The sequence below is a fragment of the uncultured Granulicatella sp. genome (assembly GCF_963528195.1).
Taxonomy (GTDB): Bacteria; Bacillota; Bacilli; order Lactobacillales; family Aerococcaceae; genus Granulicatella.
In genome coordinates this window covers 47,030-61,634 of the sequence record NZ_CAURVN010000001.1, presented here as the reverse complement: position 1 = coordinate 61,634, position 14,605 = coordinate 47,030, and the positions used below count along the sequence as shown (strand labels likewise).

General features: G+C 33.7%; 11 protein-coding genes and 1 tRNA gene. All 12 read right to left on the bottom strand.

The window, feature by feature from the left end:
- Nucleotides 1–65 precede the first annotated feature (65 nt).
- Nucleotides 66–153 (bottom strand) — tRNA-Ser (locus RWR88_RS00280).
- A gap of 465 nt (nt 154–618) precedes the next feature.
- On the bottom strand, nt 619–1,935 hold the full coding sequence (locus tag RWR88_RS00275; RefSeq protein WP_314449955.1) for a trypsin-like peptidase domain-containing protein: 1,317 nt from the start codon (nt 1,933–1,935) through the stop codon (nt 619–621).
- Nucleotides 1,936–2,085: 150 nt separating this feature from the next.
- The gene (locus tag RWR88_RS00270; RefSeq protein ID WP_314449953.1) at nt 2,086–2,892 is read right to left on the bottom strand and encodes an MBL fold metallo-hydrolase; all 807 of its coding nucleotides are present in this window, start codon (nt 2,890–2,892) and stop codon (nt 2,086–2,088) included.
- 33 nt (nt 2,893–2,925) lie between these two features.
- The gene (locus RWR88_RS00265) at nt 2,926–3,753 is read right to left on the bottom strand and encodes a two-component system regulatory protein YycI (RefSeq protein WP_314449951.1); all 828 of its coding nucleotides are present in this window, start codon (nt 3,751–3,753) and stop codon (nt 2,926–2,928) included.
- Entirely contained in the window at nt 3,743–5,077 is a 1,335-nt protein-coding gene (locus RWR88_RS00260) for a two-component system activity regulator YycH (RefSeq protein ID WP_314449949.1), read from the bottom strand. Before RWR88_RS00260 ends, RWR88_RS00265 begins: the two co-directional genes overlap by 11 nt.
- Nucleotides 5,068–6,918 (bottom strand): cell wall metabolism sensor histidine kinase WalK, encoded by a 1,851-nt coding sequence (walK, locus tag RWR88_RS00255; RefSeq protein WP_314349195.1) that lies wholly within the window; start codon nt 6,916–6,918, stop codon nt 5,068–5,070. The genes RWR88_RS00260 and walK overlap by 10 nt, the downstream gene beginning before the upstream one ends.
- 74 nt (nt 6,919–6,992) lie before the next feature.
- Nucleotides 6,993–7,709: a response regulator YycF gene (gene yycF / locus RWR88_RS00250; protein ID WP_314349196.1), complete on the bottom strand. Its 717-nt coding sequence runs from the start codon at nt 7,707–7,709 to the stop codon at nt 6,993–6,995.
- A 37-nt stretch (nt 7,710–7,746) separates the two neighbouring features.
- Nucleotides 7,747–9,042: an adenylosuccinate synthase gene (locus tag RWR88_RS00245; RefSeq protein WP_314449947.1), complete on the bottom strand. Its 1,296-nt coding sequence runs from the start codon at nt 9,040–9,042 to the stop codon at nt 7,747–7,749.
- Nucleotides 9,043–9,067: 25 nt separating this feature from the next.
- On the bottom strand, nt 9,068–10,453 hold the full coding sequence (gene dnaB / locus RWR88_RS00240; protein WP_314450102.1) for a replicative DNA helicase: 1,386 nt from the start codon (nt 10,451–10,453) through the stop codon (nt 9,068–9,070).
- A gap of 151 nt (nt 10,454–10,604) precedes the next feature.
- Nucleotides 10,605–12,110, bottom strand: a complete 1,506-nt coding sequence (lysS, locus tag RWR88_RS00235) for a lysine--tRNA ligase (protein ID WP_314449945.1) — start codon at nt 12,108–12,110, stop codon at nt 10,605–10,607.
- Between the two features lie 236 nt (nt 12,111–12,346).
- Nucleotides 12,347–13,405, bottom strand: coding sequence for a DMT family transporter (locus RWR88_RS00230; protein WP_314450100.1), 1,059 nt, complete (start codon nt 13,403–13,405; stop codon nt 12,347–12,349).
- Between the two features lie 90 nt (nt 13,406–13,495).
- A complete protein-coding gene (gene dusB, locus RWR88_RS00225; protein WP_006703153.1) occupies nt 13,496–14,515 on the bottom strand; it encodes a tRNA dihydrouridine synthase DusB in 1,020 nt (339 codons plus the stop codon).
- Between the last annotated feature and the right edge of the window lie 90 nt (nt 14,516–14,605).

The window sequence follows — 14,605 nt, the reverse complement described above, 5'->3', positions numbered from 1 at the left end:
TATAAAAATAAGGCTTTGTTCACGGAACAAAACCATTGAAAATGTTGAGATAACAACAAATTAAAAGGAGAAGAGGAGATTTGAACTCCCGCGTCGCTTTCACGACCTATCGCATTTCGAGTGCGACCCCTTCAGCCTCTTGGGTACTTCTCCATTACTAACAATAGTATATTCCCTTTTCCCCAACTCCTCAAGATTTTTTCCAAAATTTATAAGAAACTCACAACTTATCCACAGAGTTATCCACATGTACACATGTTCGCTACTAAATTTTGTTTATCATTTCCCCTCTATCCCCTATATATTGGTCAATACCCTTTTTTTGTAATTTTTCTGTCATATCTTGTTCGATTACTTTATCCACAATTTTATTCTATTATCCAAAGAGACTTAAAACATATAGAAACGTTGATATAAAAGCTTTTTTGCGAAATCTATACTGGAGTTATTCACAATTGTTCATTGTTCTGTGGATAACTCATCTTCATAAAAAGCTTATTATATCAATGTTTTTTCTAAAAATATTTTTTTATTTTTCAAAAATATAAAATAAATATCCACATAGTTATCAACATTTCTGTGGATAACTATGTGGATAGCATCATCTTATTCTATTTTTTATAAGCTTGGACTATCTGAACTTGTTAATTGAATCGTTGTTGTTTGTTTTTGTCCGTTTCTATAGTAAGTGACTTCTATACTAGAGCCAACTGTTTTACTATATAATGCTTTTCTTAATGTTTGTACGCCTGTAACTGGTTTGCCATCAATTTCTGTAATGACATCATATTGTTTTAATCCACCTTTACTTGCACTACTATTATCTTGAACATCCGCTACAACGACACCTTCTTTAACATCGTTTGATAAATCTAATTGCTGACGTCCTTGAGAAGAAACAGAGGTTAAATCTACCATTGAAATACCTAAGACTGGACGAATCACTTTACCAGATTTTTCTAATTGGTTAATAATCGAAACGACTTCATTACTTGGAATCGCAAATCCAATTCCTTCTACACTAGATTTACTAATTTTCATTGAATTGATTCCAATGACTTGTCCTGCTGCATTCACTAATGCACCACCTGAATTTCCTGGATTAATGGCTGCATCTGTTTGAATAGCATTGACAACCCAGTCTTGTTTACCATCTCCATCTACATCCGTTGGAACAGAACGATCTTTTGCAGATACAATTCCTTGAGTTACACTTGTAGCGAACTCAGTTCCTAAAGGAGAACCAATCGCAATGGCTGTTTGACCAGCTTTCACTTCATCAGAATTTGCAAATTCAGCTACTGTAGTTACTTTATCTGCTTTAATTTTTAATACAGCTAAGTCAGTCCACTTATCTGCACCAATTAATTCTGCTTTTTCACGAGTACCGTCTGCCATTAATACTTCTAATTCTTGAGAACCAGAAATGACATGATTATTTGTTACGATATAAGCATATCCGTTTTCAACTTTATAGATTACTCCACTACCTTCAGAAGCAGTTGTTAAATCACTATCTTCTGTTTTTTGATTTTGTCGACGACTTTGTCCATAATTACCAAATAAATTATTTTGATTTAAACTTTGCTTATTAATAACAGATACAACTGCATTTTTTACATTCGCAACAACCTCTGAAACATCTCCAGCATCCTTATTCGATAATGCTGTTGGACTTGTTTTTACAGTTGTCGTACTTGTTGCCGTAGATTTTGCTCCAGTTAATTGGTTTAAAGTTCCTGTTGCACTCATCGCACCAAATCCAATTATAACGGCTAATAATCCACCTGTGACTCCTCCAACAAAACCTGAACGAAACGCTTTTTTCTTCTTTGTATTTCTGACTGCACTTGGAGTAGTCTCCTGTGTATTTTCTTTATTTAATACGGTATTTTCTTGTGTGTTTTCTACTTCTTCATGGAATTCATTTGTCATGAATATCCCCTCCTTTTTCACTTTAGCAATTCCTTCATTGCTTTCTTTTGATACTCTTATACTAATCTAGCTTTTTGAAAAAAGTTTGAAGATAATGTAATTAAATCGTTATAAAGTTGTTAAAAATCCCATTATTTTTTGAAAATTCTATTAAACTCTAAACAATTCAGTCGGTTCATATGGATCTGTATGATACACTTCAAAAGTTTCATGAATTCCACAATCATGTTGTAATAAAATCGACTCAGCTGTTTGATATGCTAATTCTTTCAAATTATTATCTTGACTTAAATGTCCTAAATAAATTCGCTTTGTCTTATCTCCTAGCATTTCACACATCGCTAATGCGCCATCTTCATTGGATAAATGCCCTTTATCGCTAAGAATTCTCTGCTTTAAATGCCATGCATAATTCCCCATACGAAGCATATCTACATCATGATTACTTTCCATTAAATAAGCATCTGCATTATATAGCAATTTTCTTAATTTCTCACTAACATAACCTGTATCGGTTAACATCACAAATTGTTTTTGATCTTTTTGAAATGAATAAAATTGAGGCGAAGCTGCATCATGAGAAACAGCAAAACTCATCACATCAATATCTCCAAAAGTCTTTGTCACTCCTGGTTCAAATAAATGTTTTTGTTCTTGCTTAATCACACCGATATTTTTACTTTCCATGGCCTTCCAAGTTTTCTCATTTGCATAAATATCCATACCGAATTTTCTCGCTAATACTCCGATACCTTTGATATGATCTACATGTTCATGTGTGACTAAAATCGTATCAATATCCGCCACTGATCGTCCAATTTTTTCCATTTGTGCCGCAATAGCTTTCCCAGTTAACCCACAATCAACTAAAATTTTTCTTTGTGGCGTTTCAATATACGTTGCATTACCCGAGCTTCCACTCGTTAGTAAACTCACTAAAAAACTTGATTCACTCATGTTTTCTTCCTTTCTATTATAGAGCATATTCTACTACGGAGTTGTTGTATTTACCGTTTCAGTTGCCTCATTCGTTAATACCGTTCCTCTAATGGCATCAACCCGTCGAACCAATGTTTGTCCATCTGCTTGTTTAAATTCTACATACCAAGCTGGAGAGTAAATCGATAAATCTTTTAAAGATAAAGATTTATAATAGGATAATCGAACAACTGAAACCGTTGAACGAGTTGGAATTCTTCCTGCTAAATACAATACTTCCATTGCCTTTTGAGAGGTAATTAAGGCACGATTAGTACCCAGTACTTCTGCATTCCCTGCAAAAGTCTGTTCATAACTAATAACCTGATTATTTGCATTTAAAGTAAATATAATTTGACTGCTACCATCCATTACTGGAATTTGATTGGCACGTTGCGCATAAATTACTTTTCGGGTAGTAGGATTATAATTAAACCATGTATACTGATTTCCATGAATAATAGACCCACTCTCTACATAAGTCGTCAATTCTGCAAAATTTTCAATTGTGGCATTAGCATTCGCATCTAATGTTAATTGAATAGGCGCTAATAATTGAGAAGAAATAACTCCTTTATCATACGTAGCCACCTGACTAGGTAGTGTATTCACTTGAGATTCTATACTAGTAGGCGTAATTTGGATGATGGGAAGTGATTCTACTGTTGTATTTACTCCCGTTACGGTTATCCCATCTGTTCTCATTTGCTCCATTACATTAATACTCGTATTCAGTGGAGTTTTTACTTCATTCTTCATTTGCCAAAAAATTCCTAATAAAAATATATCTAAAAAGAGGAAACTGATAATTAACACTAAAGTTGATCGTCTAAAATCCATCGTTATCTCCTCCTTGTTCGAGTGCTGGTAAAAAAGCTTCTTCTAAAGTTTTCCACTTCTTATCAACTTTTATATACCAATTAGGAACAAACTCTACTATTTGATTACTTTCTCGACTTAATTGCCAAGCATATCCTAATCGAATATCTTCTATTAAATCTAATGAAATACCCTTTCCTAATATTTGATCCATTAATTCCTTCCCGCTCATTAAGGAAATCGATTGATTTTTAGAAGGAATTGGAGTTTCAGCTATTAAAGAGGATACTCTCATTTTTTCAATTCCTGTTGCTGTAATAATAAACTGAGATAATCCTTCTTTTGCATTCGAAAGAATCGGATATGAACCTACATACCTCATATATTCTACAATTTTTCGTTCAGTATCGAAATCAGAAAAACTCATCCCTAACTTCCATCCACCTAATTTCTTCATTTGAGCGAAAGATTGTTGTAAATGAACCGTCATTGTTAAAGCTTCATCCTCTACTCTATTTTGATAGTATGAAATAACATTTGTAGAACGATCCATTTTTAATTGGGATAAATTATCATTATAAATAATCGACTGACCATCACTTCTATTTCTTAATTCTGAAGGATTTGCAAATAGCTGAGTAATATAAAAACTCATTGGGATTTGTTCCATCAAATAAGTTTGCTTTTCCATCGCAATTGTATTTACTTCAATAAAAACTTGTCGATTTTTCAAAATATACGATTCTACCGTATAAAACTTATCTTCATCATAATATCTTGCTAATTCAGTTTGAGTCTCTGCATCTATTTTTGCTTGATACATTTGTTTTGTATAATCATTTATAAAATAAACACTTTTTGCATCATCATATCTGTAAATAATCCTACTAAATGTTTCTTGTCGTAATTCTTCGGATACATCAGAAAAATAACGAGACATTACTCCAAAAGTCACCGGTGTATCGAATAATAACTGTGCAAATGAATCTCTTAATACTAATTGTTCATATCCTTCTTGACTCAGCACTTCTTTTTTCGATAAATCTTTAAACTTACTTACTAATGAACTATTCACAGATTCAACAATAGATGCTTCACTTGTCATTTTGACTTTATTTTCATTCGAAATAATAAAACGAGTTGGTCGGAAAACATCTTCTAAAGCATAAGTCACTCTAGTTTGTGTACTCGCATCTTGATTCGTAGAAGTTACATTTCTTGTAAAACCATTCGGTGAAAAAATTTCTACCGGTCGAAAAACAACTACAAATGTTAACCCTAAACTCAATATACTTAATATCACTAGTAAAACAACTAAATATCTTAACCGTATTCTCATTCCCATTCACCATCCTCTTCAAATGGAATATAAGGTAATGAAACAAAGAAGGTAGACCCTTTATTTTCAATACTGTTTACCCAGATTTTTCCACCATGTAATTGTATAACTTCCTGAGCAATAGCTAATCCAAGTCCACTACCACCCATTGCACGAGAACGAGCTTTATCTACACGATAGAAACGATCAAACAAATGAGGAATATCTTTTCTAGAAATTCCTAATCCTTCATCACTCACACTAACAATAATATCTGTATGAGTTTCCATTAAACGAACAATAATTCTTCCTCCATCTGGAGAATATTTAATCGCATTATTAATAATATTATCCAATACTTGAGTAATTTTATCTTGGTCTAATTCCACCCATAAATCTCGTTGAGTAATATCTGTTAAAATACGATAATTTTTATCTCTATATGGTTCAGATTGTAAAACCATTTCAAAACGATTGACAATATGTACGACTAATTCATTCATATTAATAAACTCTTTCTCAAGTGCTAAACGATTTTGATCCATTCGAGATAAGTTTAATAAGTCCGTAATCATTCGCATCATACGATCCGTTTCAGTTTCAATCACTTTTAAAAATCCTGGAGCAATTTCTTTGTTTTCCCAAGCTCCATCTACTAATGCTTCCGTATAACTCTTAATACTTGTTAATGGCGTACGTAATTCATGAGATACATTCGACACAAAATTTCTACGCTCTCTATCAATTTTTTGTTGCTCGGTAACATCTGTTAAGACGCAAACTAATCCACTAATAAATCCTGATTCACGTTGAATAACAGAAAATTCACATTGAACAATTGAATCTTCTCCATCTTCTTCTAAATGAATTAATCTCTCATGTTGGGTTTCTAATAACTCTCTAAAAGTTACTTTTTCTTCTAAAGGTAAAATAGATAATAAAGGAATTCCAATCACTTTTTCAGATTTTAAATTTAAAATATCCAATGCCGCAGTATTCATAATGACAATACGACCACGTCTATCTGTCGCAATTACTCCATCACTCATATGACGTAAGACACTATCTAGACGTTGACGTTCTGATTCACTATTTTCCTGAGCTTCTTTAATTTTAAAAGATAAATCATTAATAGCTTGACCTAATTGACCTAATTCATCATCACTATAAATTTTTACTTCACCTGTATAATTTCCTTCAGCAATTTTTTCCGTTTGCTTTTTCATCTCAGCAATCGGTTTTGTAATTCCTTGCGAGATTAAGAAAGTAATAATAATCACTAATACAATAGCAATTAAAGATGAACTAACAAAAATGACTCCAATATCTTTTACTTGGGTATACCTAGATTCGATATTCGTTGTCACAGAAATAATCCCTAACGGGTTTCCTGAATTCCCACTCGATGAAGAAATAGGGGAAACAATCTTCCAATATCTTGTATCATGCTCTGTATAATTGTAGGTGTACACTACATTCGTTAATAACACTTGTTGCGCATCTGCCTCTGTTGTCCTTGTCCCAATAACGGATTGTTGAGATTGATTCGTCGTTCCTAAAATATATCCTTGTGTATCTAACACACGAGCTTCTACAATACTACTTCCTGTTGGGTAATCTTGCAGTATTTTAGAAATTTCTGTTATTTTAACTTCATCCTTATCATCTCGTTCTAAAATTGGTTGGACACTATTTTTCAAAAATCCTACTTGTAATTGGATTTGTTCCTGGAAATTTGAAATCATCTGTGTTTCTAATTGACGAAGGAAGTTTGCAACAATTAGTTGCAATGAAATCATCAACATGAAAATAAATAATACAGGAATTTTAAATTGAATGGAACGAAAGAATCGTTTCACTTTTTGCATTGTTTTTCTCCTTTGTAGATAATAAATGCGCTTTTCTTCCCAGAATAGTTCATGGTAAAGAAAAGCGCATCATTCTAAGCTTCTTTTTCTTGTTCTGGAGTTTTAATATAATAGCCTACTCCACGTCTTGTCATAATCCATGTAGGATGACTCGGTGTATCTTCAATTTTTTCACGTAAACGTCTCACTGTTACGTCTACTGTTCGAACATCTCCGAAATAATCATAACCCCAAACAGTTTGTAATAAATGTTCTCTTGTAATGACTTGTCCGATATGTTTTGCTAAATAGTGAAGTAATTCAAATTCTCGATGCGTTAATTCGATTTCTTCTCCTCGTTTAGAAACAACATATGCATCTTCATGAATGATTAAGCTTCCTAATACAATTTCATTAGCTGTTTTTTCTTCTTCCGGTTCACTAGGTGCTACATGTTGACGACGTAAATTTGCTTTTACTCGAGCAATTAATTCTCGATTTGAGAATGGTTTAGTCACATAATCGTCTGCTCCCAATTCTAGCCCTAAAACTTTATCAATTTCTGCATCTTTCGCAGTTACCATAATAATCGGAACATTACTTGTTTTACGAATTTCTCGGCAAACTTCTAATCCTTCAATTTTTGGTAACATTAAATCTAAAATCACTAAATCAGGATTTTCTGCAGCAAAAACTGCTAATCCTTCTTCACCGTCAAAGGCGGTAACAACTTCAAACCCTTCTTTTGATAAACTAAATTTGACAATATCTGAGATTGGTTTCTCGTCGTCTACTACTAAAATCTTTTTCATAACTAGCTCCTCTCTTGCGATTGAGCGTTTGGGAATTCTATTTACTCTCCCAAACATCTTCTAAAATGTTGGTTTGGTTTCTATCAGGACCTACTGAGAATGTTGAAATTTTTACTCCCACTAATTCTGAAACTCTACGCACATAGTTTTGCGCTTCAATTGGTAATTCTTCCAACTTACGGCATCCCGTAATATCTTCCGTCCAACCTGGAAGTTCTTCATAAACTGGTTCACATTGTCCTAATTCTACTAAACTTGCTGGATAATGACTAATTTCTTCTCCATTTGACTTACGATAAGCAACACAAATTTTTACTGTTTCTAATCCAGTTAATACATCGATACTATTTAAGCATAGATTTGTAATCCCTGATACACGTTTTGAATGTCTCATCACAACACTGTCAAACCATCCTACACGACGTGGACGTCCTGTTGTTGTTCCATATTCACGACCAACTTCACGAATACGACTTCCAATTTCATCAAATAATTCTGTAGGGAATGGGCCATCTCCTACACGAGAAGTATATGCTTTACAAACACCGACTACTTTTGTTACTTTTGAAGGGCCTACGCCACTACCAATTGTGACTCCTCCTGCTAATGGGTTAGAAGAAGTTACAAATGGATATGTTCCTTGGTCAATATCTAACATCACACCTTGTGCTCCTTCAAATAATACTCGTTTTCCATTATCTAAAGCATCATTTAATAATACAGAAGTATCGCAAACATATTGTTTAATTTGTTGACCATATTCATAATATTCTTCAAAAATGTCTTCGAAATTCATTGGATTTGCTTCATATAATTTAGTAAATTGACGATTTTTATCCTCTAAATTGATACGTAAACGTTCTTCAAAAACTTCTCGATCTAATAAATCCGCAATACGAATCCCTACACGAGCTGCTTTATCCATATATGCAGGTCCAATACCTTTAATCGTTGTACCGATTTTCTTGTCCCCTTTAGCTTCTTCTTGTAAACGATCCAATTCAATATGATATGGCAAAATCACGTGCGCACGATCTGAAATTCTTAAATTATCAGTCGTAATATTTCGTTCATGTAAATAGGCTAATTCCGTTACTAAAGATTTTGGATTGACCACAACTCCATTTCCAATAATACAAAGTTTTTCAGGAGAAAAAATTCCTGATGGAATTAAATGTAATTTATACGTTTCTCCACCAAACTGAATCGTATGACCTGCGTTATCGCCCCCTTGATAACGAGCCACATACTCTGCTTTTTCACTTAGGAAATCAGTAATTTTACCTTTTCCTTCATCTCCCCATTGTGTACCTACTACTACTACTGACGACATATCCGCACCTCTTTAATTTATTTTTTTACATTGGTGGCATTGAAGCTTCTAAGCTCTTCGACGCTATCGATGTAAATTTATTATATTCTTTAATAAACATTAATTCTACGGTTCCTCGTGGACCGCTACGGTTCTTTTCAATAATGACTTCAATAATATTATTCGACTCTTGTTTTGGAACATTTCCATCTTCATCTGGTTCTTGTCGATAATAATCATCTCGATATAAGAATGCTACAATATCCGCATCTTGTTCAATCGAACCAGATTCACGAATATCCGACATTACCGGACGCTTATCTTGTCTTTGTTCTACTCCACGTGATAATTGAGATAAAGCAATAACTGGAACACTTAGTTCTTTAGCAAGTTTCTTTAAATTTCTTGAAATTTCTGAAACTTCTTGTTGACGACTTTCTCGTCCATTTCCTTCAATTAATTGTAAATAATCAATAACAATTAATCCTAAATTATTGCGTTCTTGTTTTAATCGTCTACATTTAGCACGAATTTCTGATACACGAATCCCTGGAGTATCATCAATATAAATGGGCGCATTCGATAAAGTACCCGATGCTACAAAATAACTACGGAGTTCTTCTTCCGTTAAACGACCATTTCTCATATTACTTGCATCAATACTGCCTTCTGAACATAACATACGGTTTACAAGAGACTCGGCACTCATTTCTAAACTGAAAATGGCTACCGTTTCATTTGTTTTTGTCGCAACATTTTTCGCAATATTTAATACAAACGCTGTTTTACCAACAGATGGACGTGCTGCTAAAATAATCAATTCATCTGAATGGAGTCCTGAAGTCATTCGATCTAAATCAATATATCCGGTTGGAATTCCTGTAACTTCTCCTGTATTTTTCATACGCTCTTCAAGAGATAAATACGCTTCATTCAAGACTTTTGTAATATCTACAAATCCTGCTCGATTTCTCTTTTCAGAAACTTCTAAAATACTTCGCTCAGCTCTATCCAACACGACTGCTACTTCATCTATTTCACCATATGCATCTGTTGCAATATCCGTAGAAGTTCGAATTAATTTTCGTAAAGTTGATTTTTCACTAACGATTTTAGAATAATATTCTACATTAGAAGCAGTTGGAACTTTTTCAGCTAATTCTAGTAAATAAAATTGTCCCCCTGCATTTTCTAATTGTTTATTTTGATTTAAACGTTCTGCAACTGAAACAATATCAATGGGCGAAGAATCATTATTTAATTCCACCATCGCTTTAAAAATCACTTGGTGGTTTACTCGATAAAAATCTTCTGGCACTAAAAATTCCATCACAGGCACAATTGAATCTGGATCTAATAAAATTGCTCCTAAAACAGATTGTTCTGCATCTAAATTTTGTGGTGGAATTCTTCCTTCAAATTGTTCATCCACTTGTCCATTGACACCTTCTTTCATTCCATACATACGCTGTCATTTTACCATAAAATCTACAAAAGAAACAGACAGAACCTTTCAAAGAATAGAAAAAATCCAAGACGGTTTCTCCGTCTTGGATTTTCTAAAAAGTGTTTTTTTCTAATGATTAATCTTGATGTTTCATTGTTGGGAATAGTAATACATTACGGATTGATTGGCTATTTGTTAGTAACATAACTAAACGGTCAATACCGATACCTACCCCACCAGTTGGAGATAATCCATATTCTAATGCTTGTACGAAATCTTCATCTAATGGATGAGCTTCATCGTTACCAGTTTCTTTTTCTTCTACTTGTTTCATGAAACGTTCACGTTGATCGATTGGATCTGTTAACTCTGTAAATCCATTTGCATATTCTTTTGTACAAATGAAGCATTCGAAACGATCTGTGAAGCGTGGATCTTCATCATTTTTACGAGCAAGTGGAGACACTGCTACTGGATGTCCATAGATGAATGTTGGTTGAATTAATGTTTCTTCTACAAATGTTTCAAAGAATTCATTCACTACATGACCATAAGTCATTGAATCTTCAACTTTCACACCTTTTTCTTTAGCAATTGCACGAGCTTCTTCATCTGTCATTTCTACCCAGAAGTCTACTCCTGTTACTTCTTTAATGGCATCTACCATATGAACTCTCTTCCAAGGAGCTTTTAATTCCACTTCATATTCTCCATAAGGAACTTTTGTTTTACCTAATACTTCTTGGGCAACGCTTGATACGATTCCTTCTGTTAAGTCCATAACATCTTGATAGTCAGTATAAGCAGTATAGATTTCGATAGATGTGAACTCAGGGTTATGAGTTGTATCGATTCCTTCATTACGGAATACACGACCGATTTCATAAACACGTTCCATTCCACCTACTACTAAACGTTTTAAGTGTAATTCTGGAGCAATACGCATGTATAATTCCATATCTAAAGCATTATGGTGAGTAATAAATGGACGAGCATTCGCTCCACCAGCTAATGTGTGTAATACTGGTGTTTCCACTTCTAAATAATCACGAGAATCTAAGTAATGACGAATTTCACGGATAATTTTACTACGTGTTACGAAACGATCCATACTATCACGGTTACTAATTAAGTCTAAGTAACGTTGACGATATTGTTGTTCTACATTTGTTAATCCATGATATTTATCCGGTAATGGACGTAAAGCTTTTGTTAAATGAACAAATTGAGTAGCTTTAACAGATAATTCACCAGTGTTTGTCACCATAATTGTTCCTACAACACCAACGATATCTCCTAAGTCAGCTTTATCAAATAATTCATAAGCTTCGTCTCCAACAACATCTTTACGAACATAAATTTGAATTTGACCTTTACCATCTTGAATATGAGCAAAACCTGCTTTTCCTTTTCCACGTTTTGTCATAATACGACCTGCGATTTGAACAGTCACTTCTTCTTGCTCGGCTAAGCTTTCTTTTGTCGCACCTTCAAATTGTTGATGAATTTCTTCAGTGGATTGTTTTTGTTTGAATCCTGTAGAAAAAGGTTCTACACCTTTTTCACGTAATTGATGCATTTTTTCACGGCGAACTTGTAATTGATCATTCAGTGTTTCTTGTACTTCTACTTCGTTAGACACTGTATTTCCTCCTTTTTTGTGACCATTGCCACTGTATTTCTAATCTATTGTACCAATTATTAACAGATAAATAAAGCGTTTATGTTTATGTTTATTTTTCTTTATTAAGCCCTCCTGACTTCCTTCTCTTTTTCTTTTATTGGTGTTAATAATTTTTAAATTTACATATAAAAAAGACGATAGATTTTTCCTTTCTATCGCCTCTTGCATTTCTATTTCACGTGATAAACTGAATTCTATACTCCATTCTCATGAGCCAATTTATGTTCATAACTATTCATATAATCTTCATGTTTATGATGATGGAACTCTTCATTTCCAAAATGATAATGCTCATGAGTATGCATAATCACATGAGTATGTGTAACTCCATTATGTGTATGAACAATCGTATGCATATGCCCATGAAGATGATTTTTTATCATAGTATCATAAACGACAAACACCGTTCCAATGAACATCAAAGCTAGTCCCACAAAATATTCTACAGCTAGTTTTTCTCCATTTACTACAAACGATAAAAACGATCCTACAAAAGGTGCCACTGCATAATAGGCACTCGTCTTAGCTGCTCCTAAAATTCTTTGTGCTCGTATATAAACAAAAATACTTAATCCATATGAAACATAGCCAAGCAACATAATCATGCCAATATATTTCATTTCTGGAATCTTTTCGCCAAGTAAAACAGCAATAACAAATGCACCTCCTCCGGAAAAAATTCCTTTTAACAAAACAATCTGATATGTACTTTTCTCTGATATCTTTCTTGTACAGTTGTTTTCAAGCCCCCAGCAACAAGTTGCTAATATAACGAAAAGAGAGCCTATAGAAAACTGAAAACTACCGATTCCCTCAAATGACAAAACAATACTTGATAATGTAATAAACCCTATTGCAATCCACAGTTTTCCTGATACTTTTTCCTTAAAAATAAGTAACGCTATTAATGTAGTCACTACAATTTCAAAATTACCGAGGAGTGAGGCATTAGATGCTGTCCCCATTTTTATTCCTATCATTAAAAATATAGGTGCAACTATATCTAATAGAATCATTCCAACCGTATAAGGTAAATCCTGTTTTGTAAGTCTCTCTGATTTATCTTCTTTTTCAATGTGAAATAAATACATTATTCCAACTCCAACACCCGCTCCAAGATACAGAAAAGCTGCTAAAAAAGTTGGTGGAACATTTTCCAATAGAACTTTTGAAAACGGTGTATTAATGGCATAAAATGCAGCTGCTAACAACGCTAATATAATCGCACTTGTCTTTGTTTTTCCCTTCAAAATATCTCATCCCCAATACTAGAAAAATATAAGAAGCTATTCTTAATCAGAACAGCCTCTATTTTTTGTGGTAATAGTAAATTCGATAAAGTCTTACTCTACTTCTTTTCCACGTTCTAATTGTCTTTCAACACGTTCTAAATGTTCTTGCACAAATTGATCTAAAATTTGTTTCACTTGAGATACTGTTGTAGACTCATTAATCGCAACTTTTGTTTTCGTTGCACGAGGAATTCCTTTTAAGTAATAAGCAGCTAATTTACGGAATTCTTTTGTCGCTACTGACTCACCTTTTAAGTTAGCTAAACGATCTAAATGTGTTTTAGCAATTTCAATTTTTTCCGGAACTGTATTTTCCGGTAATAATTCTCCCGTTTCTAAATAATGAACGGTTTGTTTAATCATCCATGGATTCGCTAGAGCAGCTCGACCAATCATGACTCCATCAACACCCGCTATTTCAATCATTTTCTTAGCATCTTGAGGAGAACGCACATCTCCATTTCCAATTAATGGAATACGTGTTAAGTTTTTCTTCACTTCACCAAGAATTTCCCAGTTAGCTTTTCCATCATACATTTGTACACGAGTTCTACCATGCATCGCAACAGCACTTGCACCTGCTCGTTCTGCTGCAAGAGCATTTTCAACGGCATATAAATGTTCATCATCCCAACCGGTACGCATTTTAACTGTTACAGGTTTATCCACTGCATCGACTACTGCAGCAACCATTTCATAAACTTTATTTGGGTCTAATAACCATTTTGCACCAGCTTCAGCTTTAATCACCTTATTAACAGGACAGCCCATATTAATATCAATAATTGCAGCCTCTGTATTTTCAGCTACATATTTGGCAGCTTCTACTAATGTATCTTTATTTCCGCCCATAATTTGGACGCTCAATGGATATTCATTTGGTTCAATATGCAACATGCTTAATGTTTTTTCATTTCTAAATTGAATCCCTTTATCACTAATCATTTCGCAAACAACTAAGCCTGCTCCAAATTCTTTTACCGTTACACGAAAAGCTGAATTACTAATCCCTGCCATCGGTGCAACGACTACTGGATTGTCAATTTGAATATTGCCAATCTTAAAACTCATTTCATTTCCTCACTTTCAATCATTCTGCTTAGCTATTGTACCATAGATAGCTATCATTCGTGTATTATCATGGTTTATTTCAATAATAAA

What these genes read in the sequence shown, in the direction of transcription:
- RWR88_RS00275 (WP_314449955.1), bottom strand. Translation starts at nt 1,935, where the DNA reads ATGACAAATGAATTCCATGAAGAAGTAGAAAACACACAAGAAAATACC.
- RWR88_RS00270 (WP_314449953.1), bottom strand. Translation starts at nt 2,892, where the DNA reads ATGAGTGAATCAAGTTTTTTAGTGAGTTTACTAACGAGTGGAAGCTCG.
- RWR88_RS00265 (WP_314449951.1), bottom strand. Translation starts at nt 3,753, where the DNA reads ATGGATTTTAGACGATCAACTTTAGTGTTAATTATCAGTTTCCTCTTT.
- RWR88_RS00260 (WP_314449949.1), bottom strand. Translation starts at nt 5,077, where the DNA reads ATGGGAATGAGAATACGGTTAAGATATTTAGTTGTTTTACTAGTGATA.
- walK (WP_314349195.1), bottom strand. Translation starts at nt 6,918, where the DNA reads ATGCAAAAAGTGAAACGATTCTTTCGTTCCATTCAATTTAAAATTCCT.
- yycF (WP_314349196.1), bottom strand. Translation starts at nt 7,709, where the DNA reads ATGAAAAAGATTTTAGTAGTAGACGACGAGAAACCAATCTCAGATATT.
- RWR88_RS00245 (WP_314449947.1), bottom strand. Translation starts at nt 9,042, where the DNA reads ATGTCGTCAGTAGTAGTAGTAGGTACACAATGGGGAGATGAAGGAAAA.
- dusB (WP_006703153.1), bottom strand. Translation starts at nt 14,515, where the DNA reads ATGAGTTTTAAGATTGGCAATATTCAAATTGACAATCCAGTAGTCGTT.